This is a genomic window from Companilactobacillus jidongensis (genome assembly GCF_003946575.1).
Taxonomy (GTDB): domain Bacteria; phylum Bacillota; class Bacilli; order Lactobacillales; family Lactobacillaceae; genus Companilactobacillus; species Companilactobacillus jidongensis.
This window is the reverse complement of the sequence record NZ_RHOP01000014.1, coordinates 11,957-38,580: the sequence shown is the minus strand read 5'-3', so window position 1 is coordinate 38,580 and position 26,624 is coordinate 11,957. Positions and strand designations below refer to the sequence as shown.

The 26,624-nt window shown below is 36.9% G+C and carries 25 protein-coding genes; 10 read left to right on the top strand and 15 right to left on the bottom strand.

Annotation, left to right across the window (positions count from 1 at the left end):
* Window positions 1-85 precede the first annotated feature (85 nt).
* From EKM68_RS09410 to EKM68_RS09370, 9 genes are read right to left on the bottom strand one after another with little or no spacing between them, the layout of a single operon-like run.
* Complete coding sequence (locus EKM68_RS09410) at window positions 86-475, bottom strand: tautomerase family protein (RefSeq protein WP_125590094.1); 390 nt, start codon at window positions 473-475, stop codon at window positions 86-88.
* An 8-nt stretch (window positions 476-483) separates the two neighbouring features.
* Window positions 484-1,368: a myo-inosose-2 dehydratase gene (iolE, locus tag EKM68_RS09405; protein ID WP_125590092.1), complete on the bottom strand. Its 885-nt coding sequence runs from the start codon at window positions 1,366-1,368 to the stop codon at window positions 484-486.
* A 1-nt stretch (window position 1,369) separates the two neighbouring features.
* The gene (locus EKM68_RS09400; RefSeq protein ID WP_125590091.1) at window positions 1,370-2,404 is read right to left on the bottom strand and encodes a Gfo/Idh/MocA family oxidoreductase; all 1,035 of its coding nucleotides are present in this window, start codon (window positions 2,402-2,404) and stop codon (window positions 1,370-1,372) included.
* Window positions 2,405-2,429: 25 nt separating this feature from the next.
* Window positions 2,430-4,337, bottom strand: a complete 1,908-nt coding sequence (iolD, locus tag EKM68_RS09395; RefSeq protein ID WP_125590088.1) for a 3D-(3,5/4)-trihydroxycyclohexane-1,2-dione acylhydrolase (decyclizing) — start codon at window positions 4,335-4,337, stop codon at window positions 2,430-2,432.
* Entirely contained in the window at window positions 4,330-5,310 is a 981-nt protein-coding gene (iolC, locus tag EKM68_RS09390) for a 5-dehydro-2-deoxygluconokinase (RefSeq protein WP_125590086.1), read from the bottom strand. Before iolC ends, iolD begins: the two co-directional genes overlap by 8 nt.
* Window positions 5,311-6,129, bottom strand: coding sequence for a 5-deoxy-glucuronate isomerase (iolB, locus tag EKM68_RS09385; RefSeq protein WP_125590084.1), 819 nt, complete (start codon window positions 6,127-6,129; stop codon window positions 5,311-5,313).
* A 9-nt stretch (window positions 6,130-6,138) separates the two neighbouring features.
* The gene (locus EKM68_RS09380) at window positions 6,139-7,590 is read right to left on the bottom strand and encodes a CoA-acylating methylmalonate-semialdehyde dehydrogenase (RefSeq protein ID WP_125590082.1); all 1,452 of its coding nucleotides are present in this window, start codon (window positions 7,588-7,590) and stop codon (window positions 6,139-6,141) included.
* A 15-nt stretch (window positions 7,591-7,605) separates the two neighbouring features.
* Complete coding sequence (gene iolG, locus EKM68_RS09375) at window positions 7,606-8,613, bottom strand: inositol 2-dehydrogenase (RefSeq protein WP_125590080.1); 1,008 nt, start codon at window positions 8,611-8,613, stop codon at window positions 7,606-7,608.
* Complete coding sequence (locus tag EKM68_RS09370; RefSeq protein ID WP_164509411.1) at window positions 8,610-10,016, bottom strand: sugar porter family MFS transporter; 1,407 nt, start codon at window positions 10,014-10,016, stop codon at window positions 8,610-8,612. The genes iolG and EKM68_RS09370 overlap by 4 nt, the downstream gene beginning before the upstream one ends.
* Before the next feature lie 135 nt (window positions 10,017-10,151).
* On the opposite strand from EKM68_RS09370, the gene EKM68_RS09365 reads away from it, so the two are divergent.
* Complete coding sequence (locus tag EKM68_RS09365; RefSeq protein ID WP_125590076.1) at window positions 10,152-10,937, top strand: DeoR/GlpR family DNA-binding transcription regulator; 786 nt, start codon at window positions 10,152-10,154, stop codon at window positions 10,935-10,937.
* Between the two features lie 98 nt (window positions 10,938-11,035).
* Here the strand turns inward: EKM68_RS09365 and EKM68_RS09360 are convergent, their stop codons facing one another.
* Entirely contained in the window at window positions 11,036-12,085 is a 1,050-nt protein-coding gene (locus EKM68_RS09360) for a D-alanine--D-alanine ligase (RefSeq protein ID WP_125590074.1), read from the bottom strand.
* 175 nt (window positions 12,086-12,260) lie between these two features.
* On the opposite strand from EKM68_RS09360, the gene EKM68_RS09355 reads away from it, so the two are divergent.
* The gene (locus tag EKM68_RS09355; protein ID WP_125590072.1) at window positions 12,261-13,211 is read left to right on the top strand and encodes a DUF1002 domain-containing protein; all 951 of its coding nucleotides are present in this window, start codon (window positions 12,261-12,263) and stop codon (window positions 13,209-13,211) included.
* A gap of 69 nt (window positions 13,212-13,280) precedes the next feature.
* Here EKM68_RS09355 and EKM68_RS09350 read toward each other — a convergent pair whose 3' ends face one another.
* On the bottom strand, window positions 13,281-13,961 hold the full coding sequence (locus EKM68_RS09350) for a ribonuclease H family protein (RefSeq protein ID WP_125590070.1): 681 nt from the start codon (window positions 13,959-13,961) through the stop codon (window positions 13,281-13,283).
* Between the two features lie 68 nt (window positions 13,962-14,029).
* Here EKM68_RS09350 and EKM68_RS09345 point away from each other — a divergent pair, with 68 nt between their 5' ends.
* The 6 genes from EKM68_RS09345 to yaaA all read left to right on the top strand — a co-directional run bounded on the left by EKM68_RS09345 (window position 14,030) and on the right by yaaA (window position 21,202).
* The gene (locus EKM68_RS09345; protein ID WP_125590068.1) at window positions 14,030-14,779 is read left to right on the top strand and encodes an alpha/beta hydrolase; all 750 of its coding nucleotides are present in this window, start codon (window positions 14,030-14,032) and stop codon (window positions 14,777-14,779) included.
* A 66-nt stretch (window positions 14,780-14,845) separates the two neighbouring features.
* Entirely contained in the window at window positions 14,846-17,593 is a 2,748-nt protein-coding gene (locus EKM68_RS09340; protein WP_318530728.1) for a YhgE/Pip domain-containing protein, read from the top strand.
* Window positions 17,593-18,030 (top strand): hypothetical protein, encoded by a 438-nt coding sequence (locus tag EKM68_RS09335; protein ID WP_164509410.1) that lies wholly within the window; start codon window positions 17,593-17,595, stop codon window positions 18,028-18,030. The genes EKM68_RS09340 and EKM68_RS09335 overlap by 1 nt, the downstream gene beginning before the upstream one ends.
* A 6-nt stretch (window positions 18,031-18,036) precedes the next feature.
* Entirely contained in the window at window positions 18,037-18,738 is a 702-nt protein-coding gene (locus EKM68_RS09330; RefSeq protein ID WP_125590062.1) for a zinc metallopeptidase, read from the top strand.
* A gap of 162 nt (window positions 18,739-18,900) precedes the next feature.
* On the top strand, window positions 18,901-20,397 hold the full coding sequence (gene cls / locus EKM68_RS09325) for a cardiolipin synthase (protein ID WP_125590060.1): 1,497 nt from the start codon (window positions 18,901-18,903) through the stop codon (window positions 20,395-20,397).
* Between the two features lie 58 nt (window positions 20,398-20,455).
* Complete coding sequence (gene yaaA, locus EKM68_RS09320) at window positions 20,456-21,202, top strand: peroxide stress protein YaaA (RefSeq protein ID WP_125590059.1); 747 nt, start codon at window positions 20,456-20,458, stop codon at window positions 21,200-21,202.
* A gap of 189 nt (window positions 21,203-21,391) precedes the next feature.
* Here yaaA and EKM68_RS09315 read toward each other — a convergent pair whose 3' ends face one another.
* The 3 genes from EKM68_RS09315 to EKM68_RS09305 all read right to left on the bottom strand — a co-directional run bounded on the left by EKM68_RS09315 (window position 21,392) and on the right by EKM68_RS09305 (window position 22,993).
* Window positions 21,392-21,772 (bottom strand): VOC family protein, encoded by a 381-nt coding sequence (locus EKM68_RS09315; protein WP_125590057.1) that lies wholly within the window; start codon window positions 21,770-21,772, stop codon window positions 21,392-21,394.
* 259 nt (window positions 21,773-22,031) lie between these two features.
* Window positions 22,032-22,337, bottom strand: coding sequence for a hypothetical protein (locus tag EKM68_RS09310; RefSeq protein WP_125590055.1), 306 nt, complete (start codon window positions 22,335-22,337; stop codon window positions 22,032-22,034).
* A 107-nt stretch (window positions 22,338-22,444) separates the two neighbouring features.
* Window positions 22,445-22,993 (bottom strand): TetR/AcrR family transcriptional regulator, encoded by a 549-nt coding sequence (locus tag EKM68_RS09305; protein ID WP_125590154.1) that lies wholly within the window; start codon window positions 22,991-22,993, stop codon window positions 22,445-22,447.
* Window positions 22,994-23,184: 191 nt separating this feature from the next.
* On the opposite strand from EKM68_RS09305, the gene EKM68_RS09300 reads away from it, so the two are divergent.
* On the top strand, window positions 23,185-25,521 hold the full coding sequence (locus EKM68_RS09300; RefSeq protein WP_125590053.1) for an ABC transporter ATP-binding protein/permease: 2,337 nt from the start codon (window positions 23,185-23,187) through the stop codon (window positions 25,519-25,521).
* Between the two features lie 51 nt (window positions 25,522-25,572).
* Here the strand turns inward: EKM68_RS09300 and EKM68_RS09295 are convergent, their stop codons facing one another.
* Complete coding sequence (locus EKM68_RS09295; protein ID WP_125590051.1) at window positions 25,573-25,908, bottom strand: DUF6483 family protein; 336 nt, start codon at window positions 25,906-25,908, stop codon at window positions 25,573-25,575.
* 125 nt (window positions 25,909-26,033) lie between these two features.
* Between EKM68_RS09295 and EKM68_RS09290 the strand changes: the two genes are divergently transcribed.
* Complete coding sequence (locus tag EKM68_RS09290; protein WP_125590049.1) at window positions 26,034-26,606, top strand: helix-turn-helix transcriptional regulator; 573 nt, start codon at window positions 26,034-26,036, stop codon at window positions 26,604-26,606.
* Window positions 26,607-26,624: the final 18 nt, after the last annotated feature.

Genomic DNA, 26,624 nt, shown 5'->3' with positions numbered 1-26,624 from the left:
CATAAATTATATAAATATTTCAGAACAGAAAAAAAAGTCAGTCTCTATCTTTCAATAGATTCCAACTTCTTGTATTAAATTTCAATCATTCATCCAGCAATTGAGCTTCACCCAGTCCAAATGACCAATCTTCTAAATTATTATTTGTAATATTAACCATCAAATCAGTACTTGAAAGTTCCAGATTCGAATTGCTCAACTTATCAGCTAACACTCGATAGAGATTCTTCTTTTGCTCAATTGTCCGGGTAAAACTTGTAACAGATATAATAATAACACGTTCACTTCTGGATATATTCAAGCCTGTATCTTCAACTATCATTTCATTTTTCTTATGATAGTTAACTATTTGATAACGATCACGGACAGGAATATCCCATGTCTCAAGCAAGGATTCATGAATAACATCAAGTAACTTCTTGGTATCAGCTTCAGTCCAACTGTCTTGTAGTAAATCTACTTTTACTAAAGGCATAATTCCTCCTACAAACCTGTGACTTTCTTTATATACGCTCTTGTGTTCTTAGCATACTCATACGGATTAGCTTTATCAGGATCTTGTTCGGCTTCTACCACTATCCAGCCATCATAACCGCTGTCTTTGATTTTTTCCCATATTGGTTCGAAATCAATCATCCCATCACCAGGAACGGTGAAGGTTCCAGCTTTAACACTATTTAAAAAACTGCGATTATCGTTTTTGGCTTTTTCCATTTCAGATTTTCTAACGTCTTTGAAATGAATATGTTTGATTCTATTTTTATATTTCTCATAGATATAAATTGGATCTTCCCCGGAAAATACTAAATGACCGGTATCAAACAGCAAGCTTACCTTGCTTGGATCTGTATGATCCATCAAATATTCAATCTCTTCAGTAGTCTGTATACCAGTTCCCATATGGTGGTGATAGACGATTTCCATGCCTTTTTCATGAGCAAGATCACCATACTTCTCGAGTCCATTGATGACCGCTTCCCATTGTTCCTCTGTATAGATAGGTTTATCCATAAACAACGGTGTATCAATTTGACCTTGAATACTATTTCCCTGTTCCGAAACAACAATCACTTTGGCACCCAATGACTGAAGAAAATTTCGATGTGCCTTAAAAGCTTTTTCGTTTTCTTCCCAATCTTTTGAAAGCAAAAATGAACTAAACCAAGCACTGGCGATACTCATATTGCGGACTTCTAAAGCGTGTTTCAAAATTGTGACGTCTTTTGGAAACTTACTTCCTACTTCTGTACCTTTGAATCCCGCCAATGCCATCTCCGAAATTGACTGTTCAAAAGTATTGTTTGCCCCTAATTGTGGCATGTCATCATTAGTCCAAGCTATTGGCGCAATTCCCAGTTTGATCGTCATATTAGTGGTCTCCCTTAATATCAATGATTTTTTTATTGTCATATGATTCCTGAAGGGCAATCGCAACTTGAGTTGCATATAAACCATCCTCAGCCTTAATGGCAATATCAGTATTATTGTCTACGGCATCAATAAAATATTGTTCTTCAGATAAAAAGGCTTGTTGAAATCTCTCTGGAAAGTTCTGAGATGTTGGTCTAACTACACCACTGGAATTCATTACTTGAACTAGGTTCTTCTCCGGAGTTGCGGCAATTCTTAATGTACCCTTTGTCCCAATGATTTCAGTTTCAACATGATAGCCATGCGCTGCGTTTCTACCAGCAACTAACATACCAATCTTATCATCAGCTAATTGCATCATCGCTGCACCAGTTTCCAATTCGTTCAAGTCATTTAATTCTGGATATGCAACGTTGTTACCTAATGACCAAACTCTATCAACACCGGCATCATCTGAGTTTAAGAACCATCTGATCACATCAATATCATGAATCGACATATCTGAGAAAATTCCGCCACTATTGCTATTCTTAGCGAAGTTTACGAAACTCTTCATCCCGTCGCTCGGATCAATACTATAACAACGAATCAATGTAACATCACCGATTTCACCGGCATCAATTTTTTCCTTGGCATATCGATATGAATCATCAAAACGGCGCATGAATCCAAGCATGAATTTTTTAGAACTACTATTAATAACTGGTAAAATTGCTTGAATATCTTCAACACTAAGACCTAATGGTTTCTCACTGAAAACATGTTTATTCTTATTCAGTGCTTTGACAACTTGATCAGGGTGGAATGATGATGGAGAAACAATAAATATCGCATCAATCTCATCATTAGCAATCATTTCATCAAAATCGTGATATAAATATTGCACTCCCAATTCGTCCTTGGCCCATTCTAATTCCTCATCCACAATACTAGTGGCGGCTACTAATTCGCAGTTGTAAACTTTCTTAGAAAGATTCTCCACATGAATTTTTCCCAACCGACCTAATCCTACAATTCCTACTTTTACGACCATGATTTTCTCCTAAGTAAATTGACATTTAATATTGTTTTGCTTTTTTTAACATCTCATTTTGTTCAGAAACCAATCGATCTATTTGTTTTTTATTAGAAACCTCCGAGAGACCTACACGCCACCAACTGTTGTCATACCCTTCAGTCATCGTCTTCGGTAACACCTTGATCTCAATCAGAGTTGACTTGCTTTGCTTTTTAGAATCGCTTATCGCCTCAATTAAATCTGTCTCATTATTAACCCTGTATGATACTGCTCCGTATCCTTCGGCAATTTTTGCGTAATCAACATTGATAACATCATCTTTGTAATCTCTAAATTCTGTCCCGTAAGAATCACTGCCATGCCCCATCTGCAAGTTATTGATACTTCCGAAACCTGAATTATCGAATAAAATTATGTTGATTTTTTTGTTGTACTGCAATGCCGTCAGTAATTCACTGTGAAGCATAACAAAACTACCATCGCCGACTAATGCGTATACTTCTTCACTTGGATCAGCTAATCTGACTCCTAGAGCCCCACTGACTTCGTATCCCATCGTAGAATATCCATATTCCATGTGATATGTATTGAACTTATTAGTTTCCCAGACACGTTGAATATCACCAGGTAATGACCCCGCAGCAGCGACTACAGTTGAATCTTGTATGAGACTATTCAGCTTAAGTAATGCTGTAGTCTGTGTATATTCAGTACCAAGTTGTTCAGAATATTTATTTAGTAATTCTTGGTCAAATTGATTCTTTATTTCTGGTTCAAAGTCTTGTTTAGTAAATTTAATATTTGCTAAACGATTTCTTTCCTTAGTCCAATCATTCTTCAAAATATCCAAATCATTGATATCTGAATGATAATCACCAATTGAATCCATCAGCAGTTCTAAAGTTTTTCTAACATCCGACACCATTTGGACAGCATCAAATTTATATGTTTGAACTCTGTTAAGATTTATATTTATGAATTGCGCTTGACTGTTAAAAATCGTCTTAGAACTAGTTGTGAAATCTGTATATCGAGTACCCAAGCCGATTACCAAGTCTGATCGTTTCATGGCGATATTTGCTGCTGAGGTTCCCAAAATTCCTAATCCGCCCAGATTATACTCAAAGTCACTTGCAATCGTAGACTTACCTGCGTGAGTTTCAACGATGGGAACATTGAACTTCATTGCAAACCGCTTAATAACCTCTTGTGCTTCGGAATACTTGGCCCCACCTCCAACAACTAGAATAGGATTCTTGCTTTTGGCAATCAGTTGGCTAGCTCGTTGTAATTCCTGCTCATCCGGTGCGACTCTCTTTAAATAATGAATTCGCTTATTAAAAAATTCTACTGGATAGTCATAACTCATCCCTTCAACATCTTGAGGAAGGCAGATTGTAACAGGTCCAGTTGTAGCAGGATTAGTTAGCACCTCAAATCCTTTGATCAAACTACTCATCAATTGTTCAGGACGTTCAATTCGATCCCAAAATTTAGATACCGGCTTAAAAGCATCGTTAGTCGTAATTGTCGGACTATAATCCACTTCGATTTGTTGCAATACTGGATCAGGTTGTCTAGTAGCAAAGACGTCAGCTGGGAAAATTAACAACGGAATATTATTGGCTGCTGCAGTTCCGGCTGCGGTCACAATATTAGCCGAACCAGGTCCAGCTGAAGCAGTCACCGCAAATATTTTTTGTCGTAAATTCTGTCTTGCAAAGGCACTAGCAGCGTGAGACATCCCTTGTTCATTTTTGCCTTGGTACACATTCAAATGACCAGGATTTTCTTGCAGAGCTTGGGCTAATCCTAATACATTACCGTGTCCAAAGATTCCAAAAACACCTTCCACAAATGGTTCTTCTTTACCATCAATAGAATAATATTGCTGATTTAAAAATTTTACTATTGCTTGTGCGACCGTCAGTTTGATCGTCTCAGTCATCAAACTTCACCTCGCCATCCGCAATAACTGTCTGGATTTCTTCTTCAGTCGGCATTGCTTCAGACGATGAATGCTTACTTATAACGATTGACGATGCTGCAGCTCCATATTTCAAAGCTGTATCTATTGGTAAATCATTGTGTAGTGCAAATATAAATCCTGAAGCATAGGAATCTCCTGCGCCAAAGCTCTTCAAGACTTTGGTCTTAAAAATACCTCCTTCATAAGTATTCCCATCTCGTGTATAGACAAAGGAACCATCTTTACCGTGCTTAATGAGAATCAAGTTGGGACTATATTTAAATAATTCTGTAACCGTTCTTTGATTATCCAGCTCTGTGCCATTTTGAATATTCTCCATCACATCATATTCATCCCTGGTACCAATAACTACGTCAGCCATTTTGGCGATCAATAGATAATATTCCGACACTTCTTCCATCGACTTCCAAGTATAAGGACGGTAATCCAATTCGAAGATAAGTTTAACGTTATTTTTAACCGCTAATCTTGCTGCCTTTATCGTTGCCTCACGCGATGGGCTCTGAGCCAGAGCTGTTCCTGAAATCAACAGTGAGGCTGCAGATTTGATGTATTCTTCATCAATTTCACTAGGATCTAAATATAAATCTGCTGTTTCATCACGATACATAAGAATATTACTTTCAGTCGGACTTTTTATTTCCGTGAAGGTCAGACCAGTTTTATGTTTTTCGTGATCAACAATCATACCTTTAGTATCAATCCCAATATCATTAATATATTTTGCGATGTAGCGACCATGTTGATCATCCGCAATTTTCCCGATGAATCCAACTTTTAAACCCAACTTTGAACTACCAATAGCTATATTAATGGGTGAACCACCAACATATTTTGAAAAAGTTTTTGTTTCTTCCATCGGTCTATTAATTTCTACAGCGTTTAGATCAATACAAGCTCTTCCTAAGGTAATCAAATCTAAGTTTGTCATTTATTCGCTCCTATCAAGGATCCACTCGTGATCCTTATCATTATTGAACTTCCATATTTTTGTGGGCCCAGCCATAACATTCAGATAAAAGCTATCGTATCCATCAGGAACTCCGACAGGATGGTAACCTCTAGGTACTACAACTGCATCGCCATTTTTCACAGTCATCGTTTCATCAATATCTAATTTGTCAGTATAAACACGTTGAAAAACAAAACCTTGTTTAGGATTCATTTCGTGATAGTAAATTTCTTCAAGTAAGGATTCTTCTGGTAAATTATCTTTATCATGCTTATGAGGTGGATAACTTGACCAGTTAGCTTCATCAGTAAAAACTTCAACCACTAACAAGCTCTCAGCAATTGTTGACTGATCATCCAAAATATTATGCACCAATCGTTTGTTATTATATTTACCACGATGTTCAACCAAATTATCTTCAGAAAGAATTACCTTTGTGGGTAATTCTTTTTTTGCAGGTGCATATGCAATCAGTACTTTGGCATTACTTTGAGCTGTTATATCAAAGCGATTGTTGATACCGATGTACACACTATCTGTAGGAATTTTCTCAAAAATATCGTTTCTCTTTCCTAAAATTCCCAAATCACTTTCAATATCTGCCACAGAAATTTTTCCAGTTAGAGCTACCACACAAACTTCGAAGTTGGTGGTTTTTTCACCATAACTAGCACCTTCATGTATTTCGAGTACGCGCATGCCGGTATACTGCAGTCCTTCAACACTCTTCAAAGGTAGATCCTGTAACATCGTTACACCATCTTGCACTTGTTTAGATATTCTTTGTTTTAATAACATGTTTTCCACCTAAATGTCGGCTCGTGAATAACGAGCTGTGACAACTTTCTTTCTAGTATAAAAATCAACGCTGTCTTTTCCATTTGCATGTAACGTTCCATAAAACGAAGACTTCCAACCACTGAATGGGAAGAATGCCATTGGCGCTGGTACACCAAGATTAATACCTAACATACCGGCATCGATATTCTCTCTAAAGTATCTAATTGCACTGGCATTATTAGTGAATAGGCATGCGCCATTGGCAAATTCTGATTTATTAGCTGTTATAACTGCATCTTGAATATTTTCAACTTTCATTACACTTAGAACAGGTGCAAACATTTCTTCTTTCCAAATAGTCATATCCGTTGTGACATTTTCAAAAATAGTCGGTCCCACAAAGTATCCTTCGTCATTAGTCCGTTCACGTCCGTCTAACAAGATATTGGCTCCTTCGGCGACACCCTTTTCGATATATCCATATGTCCGTTCTTGGTTCTCTGCTCTGATTACTGGACCAAGCACAACACTCTCATCTAGGCCATTACCCATCTTGATATCTTTAACAGCTTCAACGAATTTTGACATAAATTCATCATAGATACCTTCTTCAACCGCCAAAACACTAGTTGCCATACAACGTTCTCCGGCACTTCCAAATGAAGAAGCCACAATTGCTTTAACTGCATCTTTGACGTTAGCATCATTCAATACTGTTGTATGATTCTTCGCACCCGTCAACGCTTGAACACGTTTGAGGTTTTCACTACCACGCTTATAAATATATTCACCAACTGCCTTAGAGCCAACGAATGAAATTGCCTTAATATCAGGATGATCCAATATTCCATTCACAACATCTTTGGCACCATTTACAACATTGAAGACACCCTTGGGAAGTCCAGCTTCTTGAAGTAATTCAGCTAACTTTTCTGTTAGTAATGGGGCTTTTTCGGATGGCTTCAAAACAAAAGTATTACCAACAGTAATTGCCATCGGGAACATCCAACAAGGAACCATCATCGGAAAATTAAATGGTGTAATTCCCCCAACAACACCGATAGGATAACGATAATTAGTTGCTTCCACATCAGTCGCTATTGAAGATAATGAATAACCCATCGTTAGTGTGGGAGCGCCTGTAGCAAACTCAACGTTTTCAATACCTCTTTTTACTTCAGCTATCGCTTCATTGATACTCTTACCATTTTCGATCGTAATTATTCTGCCGAGTTCTTCTGTATGCTCTACAAGTAATTGATGAAATTTGAAAAATATCCGAGCACGACGCGGTACTGCAACATTTTTCCAAATCTCAAAAGCATCACTTGCTGCCTTAGTCGCCATATCAACATCTTCCTTAGTTGATACTGGAACCAAAGCAATCACCTCTTTAGTCGCTGGATTAAGTAACTCCATTGTTTCTTTTGACTTAGATTCAACCCATTCGCCATTAATAAAATTTTTAAGTGTCTTCATTTAGGTTCTCCTGAATTAGTTTTTTATTTTCACTTCTTTATGTTCTTTAAATGATATTTGACAAGCTTTAGCAATTTCAACTGCTCTTAGTCCATCTACTTCGTTAACACTTGGTTTTCTATCTTCCAAAATGGCTTGGTGGAATTCTTTGAATTCATCACGATATGCATCTTTGTATCGATCTAAAAAGAAATGAGGTAATACTTCTTTCTCTACTCCTTTTGCAGTATAAAGTTCTGTATTACTTTTTTGGTCATTGTAAGCAATCACTTGTCCTTTACTGCCAAGAACCTCGGCTCGCTGGTCATATCCATAAACTGCTGCACGGCAATTGTCGATCTGACCTAAAGCACCACTCTCAAAGCGTAAATTAATTACCGCTGTATCAATATCTTCGGCTTCCTTGATCTCATCATTTACGAGATTGCCACCAAATACTTCAACTGAGACAACCTCACTCTGCGCAAGATATCTAACCATATCGAAATCATGAATGCTCATGTCCATGAATAACCCACCTGAACTCTTGATATAATCGGCTGAAGGTGGCTCTGGATCTCTGGAAGTCACTTTAACGATTTGCAGTTTCCCAATTTTGTTATCCGCAATTTGATGTTGAATCGTCTTAAAATTATGATCAAATCGACGATTGAATCCAACTTGTAATTTGACGTTGTTTTGTTCAACTGCTTTAATAACCTCTTTGATTCGGTCAATATCATGATCAATTGGTTTTTCCAAAAAAATTTGTTTTTTTGCGTTGGCTGCTTCAATTGCAATTTGTGCATGTGTATCTGTCGGACTACAAATCAAAACAGCATCAATATCTGTATCATTTATTATTTCTTGATAATCTTTATAAATATTTTTAATGTGATAACGCGCTTTAAGACTCTCTAAATCCGTCGAAAAAGCATCTGCGACTGCAACAATTTCAAACATTTCATCTAATTGTGAGATATTTTCAATATGAAACCTGCCTATTCGTCCGGCACCGATAATACCAATTTTTACTTTTTTCATATTCTGTCCTCTTTCTTAAAGCTATCGTCGAATTTGAAATCAAGTTCTATTTCTTCTAACGACTTACCTTGTGTTTCAGGAACGAAGAAAATAACAAAGATTATAGAAATTATGTTAAAAATAACAAACAGTAGGAAACTATATGTCATACCAACATTGGCGACCAGCCATGGGAAAATGATGGCAACGAAGAAGTTACCAATCCATAGGAAGAATGTCGCCATTCCCATTCCTAATCCTCTTAGACGGACCGGGAATATTTCAGATAAAAGGGTCCATGTGATTGGAGAAATACCTCCTTGGAAAAATGCCAAAAATGTAATTGTTAAGAGAATCGTAGCGTATGGCATTAAGGGATTACCCTTCATAAATGCATTAACAAGTGTGATCAAGAACATTGTTGTCGTCGTTCCCGCTAATGTAGTTAAAAATACTGATCGGCGTTTGAACTTATTTACGATAAACATTCCGAAGAATGCCGCAACTGTCGAAGTCAAACCATTAGCGATGTTGGCAACTAAAGCCGCATTTCTTGAAAAACCTGAACTCTCAAGAATCGTTGTTCCATAATACATCATGATATTGATACCAACGATTTGCTGAACAATTCCTAATCCAATACCAATAATCAGAATCTTTCTAACCCACGGTATCTTTAGATCTTTGTACGAAGCTGCATCTAATTCCTTTTCGGACTTAAGAGAAATTTTAATTTTCTCCATATCATCTTCGGCTTCTTCTGGTGTTCTAATAGTTTTCAAAACATCAAAAGCTTTAGCTTCACTATCATTTGCTGCCAACCATCTTGGTGAATCTGGAACGATTAACATACCAAACCAAAGGACCACCGCTGGTAACGTTGCAAGTACTAACATCCAACGCCAAACTCCTGGAACATGGCCCATAGTTGTTCCTAAAATAGCGTTCATTGTAAATGCTAAAAATTGTCCCCCAGTGATCATCACTTCATTTTGCGCAACGATTCTACCACGTTTATGAGTCGGCGCCATTTCTGCTAAAAAGGTCGGAACAACGACTGATGCAGCACCAACTGCTAAACCTAAAAGAAATCTGAAAAAAATTAGAACGCCCAAGGTTGGAGACACGGCGCATCCAATTGTTGTAACAATAAAAATCAAGGCTAGATTAGTAATGATCTTTTTACGACCGTACTTGTCCGATAATTTTCCTCCAGTCACAGCACCCACAGCTGCACCCAAAGTTAAAGCTCCAGCAATTATTCCCTCGGCAGATGCGGGAACATTTAGCTCATCCTTTTGAATCATGAACGGAAGAGCACCGTTGATAACACCGGTATCATATCCAAACAACAATCCACCAAATGTGGATATGATCGATATCAGTGTTACTTTTCGATTGACTTTCTTTTCTTTTGAATTCAATATAAAACCTCCTCACATACCAAATAGAATTTCACAAGTGAATGGTAACTTATGGTTAAGTTATTGTCAACTTATTAGCAACTTGATTATAATTTGTGTATATGATAGCGTTTATTAGTGAAAAAGGAGTATCTTATGAAGAATAAAAGAGTAGAACACATATATGACTACATCGTTCAGCAAAAAATTGTTAGTTTAAAAGAATTACAAAGCTATTTTAATGTCTCCATGAATACTATTAGACGTGATATATCAGATCTTGAAAAAACCGGTGACATCAAGAAAGTTTATGGTGGTGTTGAATTAGTTTCAAAAAATCAATCTCCAATGGATGAACTACAATTATTTAATTCTCGACAAACAAAAAATATTTCTATAAAAAAATCTATTGCTCGAAATGCTGGCAAATTAATTAAAGAAAATGATATTATTTATATCGACTCCGGAACAACCACCGAACAGTTACTCAACTTTTTACCAAAAGATATTAAATATGTGATAATTACTGACAACTTTAGAATAATTTCACAAATGGAAAAGTTTACAAATATAACTTTAATCGTCATTGGCAATGTTCTCGATCGAGAAACCATGTCGATGGTAGAACGTGTCGGTATTTCAAGTGAGAGTTTACAAGACCTGAATATAAATACTGCCTTCATGGCTACAACTGGCCTCTCTATCAAAAATGGTCTAACAAATTACTCGTCTGACAAATACAAAGCAAAAAAGCAAATAGTTAACAGTTCTCAAGAAATAGTTGTTCTCGCTGATCACACTAAAATTGGCCAGAGTACTTTGATGACATATGCTAGTTTGAGCGATATATCACTATTGATCACTGATGAAGAACTTCCTGAAAAATACAAAGAATATTTTGATCAAAATAAAATAAATTACGATGTCGTAGATCAAATATGATTTATTTTTAAAAAAATGTCTGAACTCAATCAGGCATTTTTTATTTATCTAAAACTAAAAAAAGCTCCCTATCCAACCGGACAGGGAGCAACAATCAATTATTTTTCGTCATATATACGTACTTTACTTTTAATGATGCTTTCACATAAATCAGCATACGAAATACCAGCGGCCTTTGCTTCACGAGGCATCAATGATAATGGTGTCATACCTGGCAAAGTGTTAGCCTCCATAACGTACAATTCACTATCGCGTAACAAGAAATCAACCCGACCATAATTAGTCATGCCTAAAGCATCAAAAGTATCTTTGGTCATTGCTTGCATACGCGCATGTGTTTCGTCATCCAAATCTGGAGGAGTGATGAAGTGAGTTACGTTATTCTCAACAAACTTGTGTTGGAAGTCATACCAACCTGTATCAACCGCAATCTCAACGGCTGGCAAAGCGTGATCATCAACCATCGCAACTGAGAATTCTCTACCTTTGATGTATTCTTCGATCAAAACCTCTTTGTCGAATCTCAAGGCATCAGCGATATTCTCTTCAAGTTCTGCTTCATTATTAATAATATGTGTCCCAACACTTGAACCACCATTTGATGGTTTAACTACCATTGGGAAACCGAATGGTATATCCTCGGCTGAGATTTTACTTGTAGTTGTTGTGGTGTAATCAGCTGTTTGAATATTGTTTTGGACAAAAACTTCTTTAGAAAACTTTTTATCCATTGCGATACCTGAAGCCAACGATCCGCTTCCGGTATATCTAATATCGAAAACATCGAACACAGCTTGCATCTTACCATTTTCACCATCTTCACCGTGAAGTCCCATGTAGACAATATCGGCGTGTTGGCAAATATTCAATACGTTCTTTCCAAGTAATCCAATAGTATCGTCAGTACGTAAGGCATTGATCTTTTCATCAGTCAAAACTTCATCACTGATGATCAAGTTAGATTCATCTTGTGGTTCTGTAGTGAATAGATCATCAATTGCATCTTCAGCTACATCTACTCCAAGAAATGAATCCACATATGCGACTTCATAACCCTTACTTCTTAATGCGTTTGTAATCTTCACACCTGAAGATAAAGAAACGTTTCTTTCGGTACTTCTTCCACCTGAGAGGACAACGATTTTCATTGTTCGTTTCACCTATTCTTTCTTTTTTTGTAAATCAAAGCGATTTCCTAGAAACTATAGGATACCACAATCATTATTCAATGGCTATTTTAAGCGTTTGCACAAAAATTTCTTTTGCATAGTTCTCGAATTATTCATAATTATTTGGTTTAATGTAGCTAAGGAGGATTTTGCCTTGAAAAAGTTAAATATTGTTTTACTTAGTTTAGTATCTTTGATCACCTTGGGTATTTTTACTACTCAAAGTGTTAAAGCTGATAGTTTGAGTGATCAACCAGTGATGACGCTGGGTACGTCCCTTACGGACACTCAAAAGCAAGGTACAATTGATGCCCTATCTTCACAGATCAGTGGCAACAGTAGTAACTACACGACCGTTACCGTAACTGGTGATACTTTGGTCAAGTATTTGAACCCAAGTGGTAGTTCATTTACTAGTAGTTCTGGAGTCTGGTCCTCAGCCTTGATTCAAAAAACTTCATCTGGTTCAGGCATCAACGTTAAAATCGTTGACTACAATGGCAGCAACAATATAACCACTATTACAGCTGATCAATATCGAAACGCTGCTGTTACAGCCGGAATCAGCGATGCCAATATCTACGTAACATCGGCCACACCAATTGATGGTTCTGGCGCTTTGGCAGGCATCTATGCTGCTTATGCAAGTACTGGTAATTCATTGAATCAAAGCCAAGTCAATGCGGCCCAAAATGAAATGGGTGTTCTAAGTGGAATCACTGATGCTAACAAAGGAACAGATGGTTATTCTGATAAACAATTAAACAACGCCGTTGCCGGTATGAAATCAGATATTGCTCAAAAAGGCGATACCATTACTGTTAACCAAATCACAACAATTGTTAACAACAACTTACAAAAAAACAATCTACAAAACATCATTACAGATAATCAAAAACAAAAGATCATTAACTTGATGGTAGAAATCAGAGATTCAGGTGCTTTGAAAAACTCAAACTTCAAGGAACAAGCTTCGAAGTTAAGTAGCGACATCATGAGTAAAGCCAAGAATATTTTTAACAACTTGAATACTCAAGAAAATCGCAATTTTGCACAACGAATTTGGGATAGTATTGTTTCATTTTTCCAAGGATTATTTAATTAGATAGCAAAACAGGTATGGACGGATTGTCCATGCCTGTTTTTTTTGTTCCATTATTCATTTATCTTTAGATCACATTCTATCCATCGTCTCATTCAACAACTCATCAACTCGATTGTTACCAACATTAGTGGCATGACCCTTAGTCCATTCAAAAGTCTTATCATCAATCGTTGGTAGTAGTTTGTCTAATTCACGCCAAAGTTCAACATTAATCGGAACTTGCCCATCTGCCTTCTTAAATCCTCGACGTTTCCAGCCATTTAACCATCCCTTAGATATGGCATTAAGAACGTATTGTGAGTCCAAAACAAATATAATCTTCCTATTATTAAGCTTCAAATCATTCAAACGTTTAAAACTTTCAATCAGTGCCATAATCTCCATCCGATTATTAGTCGCACCAAATTCGCCATCAGTTCCTTCGAATATTTCACCACCAGCGTTGATATGATATGCCCAAGCAGCACGATCATCGCTTCTGACATGTCCACCTTTGACATTCCCATGGTTACGCGAACCGCCATCGGTATAAACGACAACATCAAAATCTTTTAAATCACTAGTTTTTTTTGATGTTGTCTTCTTGGGTGCATAATTATCTTTGTCGGTTAAAAACTTTTTTGCTTCTGCTTCAGTAGTGAAACTTTTATACCGTGCATTAGTAAATCCATCAACTTGAGCCTTGCATTCCGCCCAAGTTCGATAGATTCCGGGAGTCTTCCCGTGTCGTACCGCATAATATTTTTGCAATGTCTTACCTCGATTAGTTATATTTTGTTACTTTTCATTATATAATAGGTTAGTGTTGGGGTGAATTTATGAAAAAAAAACAGTGGCCGATACTTTATATTCACGGCTTTCGTGGTGGGGACTACACGACTGAAAAAATGATTGAATCGGCACTAAGGTTCAATCACAAAACAGAATACCTAAAGGCCATGATAAATTGGAATGGAAAAATCACATATGAGGGTACTTGGACCGATGATGCACATCCGATAATCCAAGTTGTTTTTCAAAATAAATACGTTGGGAGTAATCTGATATCTTACTGGTTATCCAAACTTTTATTTAATTTGAGAACCAAATATGAATTTGACACCTACGATGCCGTTGGACATTCATTAGGTGCCGTAGCTCTGGTCCTAGTCAATTTAAAAGAAAAATTACATCCCTACATGCCACGCTTAAAAAAATTAGTCCTTATCGCCGGTCCCTTCAATGGTATTCTCGGACTTGGTGATCTTCCAAATCTTAACCGCATCAAGTCTGACGGTCATCCCGCCTTCATGAGCCCAACTTATTTTAGGATTTTCATGGGGCGAAACAGTATTTCTAACGACCTAAGGGTCTTGAATATTTACGGCAACGTCGAAGATTATTCAAACAGTGACAAATATATTTCCGTAACATCGGTTCAATCGATTTCTTATATTCTCAAACCACGCGTAAAAGAATATATCGATTATCCGGTCAATGGTTCCAAGGCGGAACACTCACTAATGCACGATGATTCTGAAATTTTAAAACGCGTTAATAATTTCATTTATTCTAATCCATTAACATAATGGTTTATTTCATAGTTAATTTATGTTAAATTACTTTGTTAGGAACCGAACCGTTGAGGAGGGCACATCATCAAATCTTGGGAATTATTCAGAATAGATATACAACGAACTCTTAAATCAAAACCAGCGACGTTATTAATGATGGCTTTGATTATTTTGCCATGTTTATATTGTTGGTTCAACGTATGGGCGTTATGGGATCCATATTCAAACACTGGTGACCTAAAAGTGGCCGTTTACTCAGATGACCAAGCGGTCAAACTCAAAGGTGAAAACATTGAAATTGGTAAAGATTTAATCGCTAACTTAAAAAAGAATAAAAAACTTGGTTGGGTCTTCACGGATTCAAAGAAACAATTAGATCAAGGTGTCAAATCTGGTAAGTACTATGCCGGAATCTACATCCCAAAGAGTTTCTCCAAGGATATCATGAGTTTTGCTTCAGGAGAAATCAAGAAACCTACCCTAGTCTACTCAGTTAACCAAAAGATCAACGCCGTCGCGCCGAAGTTAACTGAATCGGGTGCGACGACTCTACAAAATACGATTTCTGATGAGTTCATCGGTACAATCAGTAAAACTATTGCGACTGTTCTGAACAAGTCAGGTGTTGAAATTGAAAACAACTTGCCAATGATACGTCGTCTATCTAGCTTGCTAGAATTGACCGACCAAAACCGTGGTGAATTGCAAAGTATCATGGACAAAGTTAAAGTGGCTAATACTCTGATTCCAGATCTTAATAACAAACTTAATGAAGTCAACGATATGTACGGATACATTCCTGAACTGAACGCTGATGCCCAAAAACTTGTTAATCTGAATAACTTTCTACCACTAGTTGATGAAGGTGGCACAGCCGTCAAACAACTACAAACTAAGATCCCCGAGATAAAGAGTGCCGGTTCACAGATCAATACGATTGATAACGACTTCAGTCAAATCTCTAACTTAATGGATAGTAGCATTACGCAAGTTGATAATGGTATCAAGGTTATCACGCAAGTAGAAAATGTCATGCCTGACGTTACAAAACTTGGTAACGATGCTGAGACCGCAATTAATAATGCTAATACTAACTTGATACCCAAGATTCAAAATGCTCTACCAGTTATTAAATCAACTATTGATACTGGCTTATCAATGATTTATAACCTGGCCAAACAAATCAGTACTTCGGCAAGTAATATCAATACTTTGATCGATAAGATCAAGGATGATCCCAAAAATACTGAACTTAAAGAACAATTGAAGACTGTCATTCAAAATATGGCTGACAATGCTACACAATTAGCCACTGTCTCCCGTCAAGTTGCTTCAACTTTGACTGACTTACAAAACCTTTACAACAAACTTGCCGATCAATTTGGGAATAATCAAACAACTGCTATGAATACACCGATCAAGCATCTTAATGATCTAGCGGCTCTGAATGATACCCTTGCTGATCGTGCCAATGCCATCATCGATGACTTCGACAACTTGAGCACTGATCAATTACAATCCAAGTTATCTGACCTATCAACTCAATCTGATACGATTGCTGACAAAGTTAATGATATCAAGAACTTGAAGATATTAGATTCTGTATCTAGCAGTATTGCTGACATCAAGAATTTCTTAACTGATGCAAGCAATACTCTTGGAGAAGTTAACACCAACGTTATCCCAGCTATTCCTGGACTCCTAAGCAATACAAAGGGAATTTTACAGACTGCTTTGACATACTTACAGAAATATCAAAAGCAACTACCTGCTGTTGGAAACGAGATTCACGATGCTAATACATTGTTGAATGGAAATATGGGTAACATCGTTACGGGTATTAACCTCGCAAATGACTTCTACAATAACGATTATCCTAATCTGAAGACTAAGTTATCTAAGGCTACTTTCTTCGTTCAATATCAATTACCAGAGATCGAGAATCAATTGTCGACCGCTCTGAACTTAGTTAACTCGAAGACTCCAGAACTAGAACAATCACTATCAGCTGCCAATGACTTTGCTGTCAATGATTGGCCACAATTGAAGAAGGACGTTCATCATTCAGCCAAGATCCTAAAGGCTGGAGAAAAAGAAGTCGATCTATCAGCAATCATCAAGTTAATGAAAGCTGATGCTAATACTGAATCTGACTTCTTCTCTAATCCTGTTAAATTGAAACAAAACAATCTCTATGACGTTCCAAACTATGGTTCTGCTAGTGCCCCATTCTATTTAGCACTCTGTGTTTGGGTTGGTGCCTTGCTACTATCAAGTGTCTTCACGGTTCACTTCAAGTTAAATGATAGACAAAAATATCGTTATAACTTCATGCAACGATTCAATGGCCGTTATTTAACCTTCGCATCATTGAACTTATTGCAAGCTGTGGCCGCTACCTTAGGTAACATCTTCTTGATCCACACGTATGTTAAACAAAAAGTCTTCTTGATACTATTCATGATGCTGGTAAGTTTCTGTTTCATATCAATTCTGTACTCACTGGTTCAGATGTTTGGAACAGTTGGTAAAGGTATTGGTATTATCATACTGGTGCTATCGATTTCTGGTGCCGGTGGTAACTTCCCAGTTGTTCTATCAGGTGGATTCTTCAGATTTATCAACCCGTACTTACCATTTACGTATGCGGTCAATCTGCTACGTGAAGCGGTGGGTGGAATATATTGGCCAAATGCAACAAAGGATATCATCATCCTTGCAGCATTCGGTATTGGATTCTATCTACTAGGATTACTTACAACTGAACGCTTGAAGCCATGGATCAACAAACTTCACAAGAGCGCCAAGAAGAGTATGATTATCGAATAATGACAAAACTAAAATCTTACAGACCATTTATAACAGAAAATTTTTTGTGGGAATTTCCTTCACACTTCAAATTAAAAGAAGCTAGTGAATTTTTGAAGATGAGTATCGCCAATACTACAGATTTCATTAGTCATACTGCCAAAAGTACGATGCGCGATACTAGTATCTATTGGTTCATTCGTGATAAGAGAACTAAAAAAATTATTTCAGTTATTGCTATTGAAAATATTGATGATGCATCGGGAAAGCTCTCAGTTCAATTATCCGATGACTTGAATGATGAAGACAAAGCTGAAATTGCACAGCGCTTGATCATGTTCGTTAAAGATCAAATCAAGCTTGATACAGTAAAATTTGTTACTTTGGACTGCGTTATTCAAGAAAACTTCACAAAGAATGGATATAATATAAGCAACAAAGAATTAAAGAGGAGTTAACAATAAATGTACGGATATTACGGATATGGCCTTGACCCCACTTTCATCTTAATTATCATTGGTTTAGTTATAAGTTTGTGGGCGTCATGGTTCGTCAAACATAACTTTAACAAATACGATCAATATGACAGTCGCCGTGGGACCACTGGTGCCGAAGCTGCTCGATATATTCTTGATCGATCTGGATTACAAAATATTCAGATAAATCGTGTAAGTGGTAATTTAACTGATAACTACAATCCTGGGGACAAGACATTAAATCTGTCTGATTCAACTTATGAATCAACTTCAGTCGCAGCTATCGGTGTTGCTGCCCATGAATGCGGACATGCGATCCAAGATCAAAAGAGTTACGCACCAATGCGCTTAAGAGCCGCATTAGTCCCTGCTGTCAATCTAGGATCAAAGGCATCGATCCCTTTGATCTTCGTTGGTATGATTCTAGGTATGAATCATACTTTGATCACTGTCGGAATTTGGCTGTTCGCACTAGTAGTATTGTTTCAAGTGGTAACTTTGCCAGTTGAATTCAACGCCTCTGGACGTGCCATTAAAATTCTCAGTTCAGGTGATCTGCTTGAAAGCGACGAAGTCCCTATGGTAAAAAAAGTTCTCGGGGCCGCTGCCTTAACTTATGTTGCTGCCGCAATCTCTACAGCATTGCAGCTACTACGTTTGATTTTGATATTTGGAAACAACCGAGATTAATCATATATCATATAGATAGCCATTCGGAACATTGTTCTGGATGGCTATTTTCGTATACCTATTAAATTACACTGTAAAACAAAATATCATCACTCGAGAAAATAGATTTTATTTAGAAAGTGAGATAAACTCTTTAATATGAAATAGAGGGGAATTTATATAATGATTGATGTCTGGATTATTTGGCTAATATTAATTATCTTATTACTTAACACAATTTCGGCACTAATAACTGTTTTTCACAGACCTAGAAATATCGTTACAACATGGGCTTGGATCCTAGTTTTGACATTGCTACCGATCCTAGGATTTTTAATTTATGCGTTTTTTGGACGCGGTATTGCTCAAGAAAAGATTTTTAGTATTAGTAACCAAAAACACGTTGGTTTGGATCAGCTAAAATTAATGGAACTCGCTGATGATGCTAAAAGAAAAGCTATTGATCGTCAGAATAACGAAAAGGATTCCAGTAATCGTTCGGATCAGACACACTATGCTGACCACATTATTAAGTTCTTCAATGAAACTGAAGAAACTCCTTTGACCCGTCATAACGAAGTGGATTTGGTTTTTGATGGCAAAGAAAAATTTCAAAAAATGTTTGAAGACGTTAGAAATGCTAAAGAAACTGTTCACGTCGAATACTATGCCTTCATAAAGAGTGACATCGGTGATCAATTCCTCGAGCTACTCACACAAAAAGCCAAAGAAGGACTGGAAGTTCGTCTACTATATGATCCATGGGGATCAAATGGAACCCGTAAGAGTTGGTTCAGGGACTTTGTTGCCGCAGGTGGCGAGGTTCTGCAATTCATCACTTCTAAGAACGTTATTGCTAAGACTCGATTAAACTATCACTTGCACAGAAAAATCGTTGTTATCGACGGATGTGTCGGTTGGACGGGTGGATTCAATGTTGGTGACCAATATGTCAACGTAACTGATAAATTTGGTTATTGGCGTGATACCCATGTTCGTATCAAAGGTGTCGCCACCTTACTTCTACAGGAACGTTTCTTCCAAGATTGGAATGCTTCGATTGAACGACGTGAAGAAGCATTATCATTTCAAGAGAAATACTTCCCTTCTGATCGATTTGATACCGAGTCTAACTTACCTATCCAAATCGTGACCGATGGCCCTGACAGACGTGAAGAAGTTCTGAAGGATGGATTCATCGACATGATCGTCAGTGCTAAGAAGAGTGTTTGGATTCAATCACCATATCTGGTACCAGACGATCCAATGTTCACTGCTTTGACCATTGCTGCTAGATCCGGTGTCGACGTCAGAATTATGATTCCTTGTATGCCTGATCATCCTTTCATCTATCGTGCAACCCAGTATTATGCCAACCTGCTAACTAGTTACGGAATCAAAATTTATAGTTATCAAAAAGGCTTCTTGCACGCCAAGGCTAGTGTCTTCGATGATAAGATCTGTACCGTCGGTTCAATGAATCAGGACTTCAGAAGTTATTCATTGAATTTTGAAGCTAATGCCTTCATCTATGATTCAAAGATTTCCCATAAGATCTCTCGTGCCTTCGAAAAAGATATGAAAGACAGTCTACTTATAACGCCTGAAGTTATTAAGAGCCAAGGACACTGGTTACACTTTAAGCAACGTTTCTCTAGATTGCTATCACCAATATTATAAAAATATAGAGCTGATACCGTGACGTGAATGGTATCAGCTCTTTTAGAAAGAAATATTCATGAAAATAATCATTGCTCCTGCCAAAAAAATGATCATTGATAATGATACTTTTGAATATGAAAATTTACCTCAATATCTCGACCAGACCAAACAAATCCTGCATGACATGCGTAAACTTACCTATCATGAAGCAAGAGAATTATGGAACTGTAGCGACAAACTTGCTGAACCAAACTATCAATGGTTACAAAAAATTAATTTGAAACATAATTTAACCCCAGCCCTACTTGCTTTCAGCGGTATTCAATATCAATACATGGCACCAGATCTATTCACCGAACCAGCACTGGACTATGTCCGGCAAAATCTACGGATACTATCGGGTTTTTACGGAATCCTTCGCCCATTTGATGGAGTGGTCCCCTATCGCTTAGAAATGCAATCAAAACTAAAAATTCCAGGATACAATAACCTGTACGACTTCTGGAATTCTCAAATTTATGAGGCGCTGTCAAACACCAAAGAACCAATAGTCAATCTAGCTTCACAAGAATATGCCAAAACTATTACGCCTTATTTAAAATCAGATCAAGAAATGATTAGTGTTGTATTTGGTAGCTTAGTTAATGATAAATTAAAAATTAAAGCTACCTTAGCCAAAATGGCCCGTGGTGAAATGGTACGATTCATGGCTGAGAATAATATTACTCAAACCAACGATATAAAAAAATTCAATCATCCTAATTGGAAATTTTCTAAGGATGCCTCTACCAATAAACAATTGATATTTATCCATACGAATTAACTTATTTACTGAACACAAAGGAGACTGTGACATAACTGTAAAATTACTCGAATTTGCAGTTTAAACGCGCAAAAACACGGCTTCCTCCGTTTAACTACAAAAAGCTCTGTATTTACTATGTAAATACAGAGCTTTTTTACATTATACTTAGAATCTAAACGTGTTTTGTCACGCTCTCTTTAACAATTTCTAGTCATTTTCAACTACAGAACCAACTGCAAAATAATGATCTTCTGGATCAGAAAAGTTAAACAATAACTGATCACCTTGTGCAGAAATTTCGCTAACTGTATTTGCGTACATTTCGATTTGATCATGCAAATCTCGAATATCATTAGTCAAAAACATCAATGATGGCATCTCAAGCGACACCGCTGGAGAATATTCCTTAATAAATTCAACATCATACAAGTTGATATTAACCTGATCTAGTACACTTAGCTTCAATTCGAAGCTACCATCGATCATCTTAGTTTCTTTGATCAATCTTGCACCTAATGCATCTTGGAAAAATTTCGAAATCAGATCTACATTCTTAACATACAACATAACTTCTAACTTATTTAACATGATTTCCCTCCAAAAAAATAAGGTACACTACATTGAAAGTATACCCTATTCTTGAAAGGAATTATATCTTTTCATTACTTGCAAAATGAGCTTTACAAGAAACATTTTTAGTAATGTGAAGCATACAAAGGAGGAAGTCTTCCAAATAGTAACAAACTATTATGGCTGACTTCGAAGCATGGATCTAGGGTACCGCTCCCCAAATCCATCCTAATTATGTAACCTTTGATCTACGATAACAAACAATCGTGCTTAAAAACTAAATACGTTTTGTCATACTCTCTGTGCCCTCATACAACTGCTTGGCAATTTTTTTAACTGTTCTTCTATGATATAGATCATTGCCTTGTCCCCAAAAGATAAAGCTCATTGATACGTACAATATGGAAACTAAAATATCTAATAGGTCTAGACTCAACTGCTTGGTAACCAATAGCCACATAATAAATACTATTGATACCATCGGCACGATTGCTCCCAACCAATCAATTGAATTATTGGCTAAGACATATTTTTCAAGCATTAAAACTAATAAAGATCCCACAACAAATACAATTTCTCTCATAGATACGTCCTCCCCTAAGTAACGTGTTTTTTTACACCATTAAAAATGGTAACACAGTTATTTTCAGAAAATAAGTGATAAGACTTACGTAAACGTATCCAGAAAAATTAACAATCTATTTGATCTCTTAAAGACTGAATATTATCAGCAAATGTTATTTGAATAATGACTTTTGACAATTCCTTAGGTGTTTCAGGCATCCCTTCCTTGACCCATTTCTTCATAATAGCCAGCATCCCTGACATCATATAGACCTCTTGATATTTATCATATTCATTGATTTGCGGTTTCCCAGCTCCACCATTCTCAATGGTTTGTTGAATCCTATCGATCAGTTTAGTTTTCCCTTCGACAAATACTAAATTACTCAAACGTTTCTGATTATAAAAAGCGCTCAGTAATTTTTCAAATGCTTCAACAGGCTTCATATTCTCACTTGGCTCCATAGATTCAATAAACTCTGTCTCGATACTTTCAACACATTTAAAAACATCATCGTAATATCGATAGAAAGTTGTGCGATTTATGTCTGCCAATTTACAAACCTCTGTCACTTTTATATCTCCGATAGCTTTATTTTCTAACAATGACAAAACAGCATCTTGAATGACTTGTCGAGTATATTGTGCCCGACGATTATTCTTAATTCCTACCATAGTTGGTTTCTCCATATAGCGTTATTAATGCAACAGTATGTGGCATTATGTTACACTTACAACAAATTATTTATAATTGATGATTGTTTTTTGAATAAAATGTTTCTATTATATGAAACATAGTGTTGCACTAATGGAATTCTAACAATTTCAGATGGACATTACAAATTTAAATAAAAAGGATTAATTAAATGCTGGAACTTAAACATATTAAAAAGTACTTCTATGTCGGCGATTCTGTAACCAAGGCGCTTGATGATGTATCTGTATCATTCAGACCTCAGGAATTCGTCGCTATACTGGGACCTAGTGGCTCTGGTAAAACTACCATGCTTAATGGTATTGGTGGTTTGGATATCTACGATTCTGGTGATTTGATCATTAAGGGTAAATCAACCAAGGACTTCTCAGAATCAGACTGGGATGCTTATCGTAATAATTCCGTTGGTTTTATCTTCCAAAGTTACAATATTATTGGACACTTGAGTATCCTTGATAATGTTGAAATGGGAATGACACTGAGTGGTGTTCCAACTGAAGAGAAAAAAGAAAAAGCTACCAAGGCTCTAGAACGTGTGGGATTGGGTCCACACATGAATAAGAAACCTAATCAATTATCTGGTGGCCAAATGCAACGTGTAGCGATTGCCCGTGCGATTGCTAATGACCCTGAGATCTTACTCTGTGATGAGCCAACTGGTGCTTTGGATACCGAAACCAGTGTTCAAATCATGGAATTGATCAAAGAATTATCTAAAGAACGATTAGTTATCATGGTTACTCACAACCCTGAGTTAGCTAAACAATATGCTGACCGTATCATCAACTTCGCAGATGGTAAAATTCAAGACGACTCTAATCCCTACGTCGAAGATGAAAACAAAGATCGATTTGAATTAAAGAAAACTAAAATGACATTTTGGACTGCTCTGAAATTGTCATTCACCAATATAAAAACCAAAAAGGCTCGAACGTTCTTAACAGCTTTTGCTTCAAGTATTGGTATCATCAGTATTGCTATTGTGTTGGCACTGTCATCAGGATTCCAAAAACAGATCGATAAAACACAATCCAATACCTTGGCGCAGTTCCCCATAACTATCTCACAAGTAGCTTCTAGCCAAACAGCACCATCGACCAAAGATAGTAAACTGACCAAGGCAAAGAAAACAAAAGTCACTGCCAAAATGAGCCAGGCTGACAAGTCGACTCACGTCAATAAAATCACTAATAAATACCTTAATTACATCGGCAACATCAATCCAAATTTGAGTAAGACCATAACTTACACGTACTCAACTGGTATGAACTTGTTAAGTAACGTCAATGGAAAAGTTAAAACTGTCACCTTCTCCAATACTGACAACAGCAATGCTAGTTCAGCTAGTGCCATGCAAAATGCCATGGCAACTTCAACCGGTATCGGTGGTTCAGTTTATCCAGGTGGTAAAAACGGTCAAGCATTCTTAAAGAAACATTACAAAGTTGTCTCTGGATCAATGCCAACTACCGCTAATGACATCGTTTTGATCGTTGATACTGACAATTCAACTAACGTCAACGCTTTGAAGAACTTAGGCTTATCGGTCAAAGATGGTCAAAAACTCGATTTCAACAAACTAGTTGGTAAAGAAGTCAAAGTTGTTAACAACAATGATTACTACAAGAAGTTAGAAACTGGTACTTTTTTACCTAACTCTGCCAGCGAAGATCTCTATAACAATAGCTCCAACACTACTTTGAAGATTTCAGGTATCTTGCGTGTTAAATCTAAGTCATCTGAAAACATCTTGGCTTCTGGTATTGCCTATAGTGATCAACTAACTAAGAATATCATCAACAATAATAAGACTTCTGATATTGTGACAGCTCAAAAGAACAGTAAAACTAATGTTCTAACAGGTGCCAGTGTTGATGACGCTACGACCAAAGCTACTTTGATCAGCTATCTTGGTGGATCAACTACGCCTTCAAGTATTATGATTTATCCTAATAACTTCAAAAACAAAGATAAGATTCTCAAGTACTTAGATAAGTACAATAGTGGCAAGAAAAAATCTGACAAAGTCGTATATACAGATATGGCCGGTTCAGTCTCTAACTTGACCGGCGGACTGATGGACGCCATTACTTATGTCCTAGTCGCCTTTGCCGGAATCTCATTAGTAACAAGTATGATCATGATCTCAATCATTACCTACACATCAGTACTTGAACGTACTAAGGAAATTGGTATCTTGAAAGCCCTCGGTGCTAGAAAGAAAGATATTACCCGTGTATTCGATGCGGAAACAACTATCTTAGGTGTGGCCTCCGGTGTTCTCGGTGTTGTCATCGCCTATCTAGCAACATTCCCCATCAATTCAATCTTGAAGAGCATGACCGATCTATCTAACGTTGCACAATTGAATCCGATCCATGCAATTATTCTAATAATTGTAAGTACGGTCCTAACCGTAATCGGTGGACATATTCCAGCTCGAATGGCTGCGAAGAAAGATGCTGCAACGGCATTGCGTTCTGAATAAAAAGTAAACGAATAACCCAGGGAAAATATTAATATTTTCCCTGGGTTATTTTCACATCTTAGCAACTTTATAAATTGAATGAGCCAATTCATTTTTCAATTTTTCATCCACATCATCATGCGAATTTAGTTCACTCAGTAACCAATAAGCTAATTTCAAATAATCATCGTGTTCCAAAATAAACTTTTGTTCAAAAACCAGCCTAACTGCACTATCATATTTTTTCTTAGACAATAACTTGTTAAGTTCATCCTTAATGGTACCCGACTGCCCTTGTTCCTGTTCAAAGATGACTTGTGATTTGCTACCATCTCTGTTGTTTATTACAATCCCAAATCCTTCGGCGAATGACTTAACTTGGTGCATTACAAAATCATTATCATCCATGACGAATACCTCCATCTCTGCTTGAATCTATTGTACTATGTAGATAGCAGTTCAAGTACGACAAATACCTGATGTAAAAGTATTTTGACATCGTTATAACGACTATTCGTTGAAAGGATAATCAAATGAAGATCAATGAAAAATTGATTTATTACCGGAATCAAAATAACTTATCTCAAACAGCGCTCGCGAAGAAAATGTATGTGTCACGGCAAACAATCTCCAATTGGGAAACTGGAAAAACTTATCCTGACATTCAAAGCCTGATACTCATGGCTGATATTTATCAGACCACCGTTGATCAATTGGTCAAAGATGACATCGATCTTATGCAAAATAACTTATCAAAATTCAAATTACGTGAATTATCAGTCGGACTACTAACAACTCTGATAGCGACATACATATCATTCATCAGTATCCATTGGCTCCCATTACCAATTGCCGCGATGTTAGTGGCTACTTTTAGCACACTAGGTATAATGATTGCCGCAACTCTAATCAAACTCAACAACAGATTGCATCTTCAAACTTTCAAGCAGACTGTTGCCTTTTTAAATGGCAAAACAGTTGAAGAAATAAACTACGATGCTAAAAAGCGCCGTTATATTCTGATCATTTCAGCAGTAGTAGGCATAATTCTCGGTACTATTTTGACATATCTTATCGCTGTTAAAATTCTTGGCTGGTCGTTATAACGTTTCCCGTGAAACAAT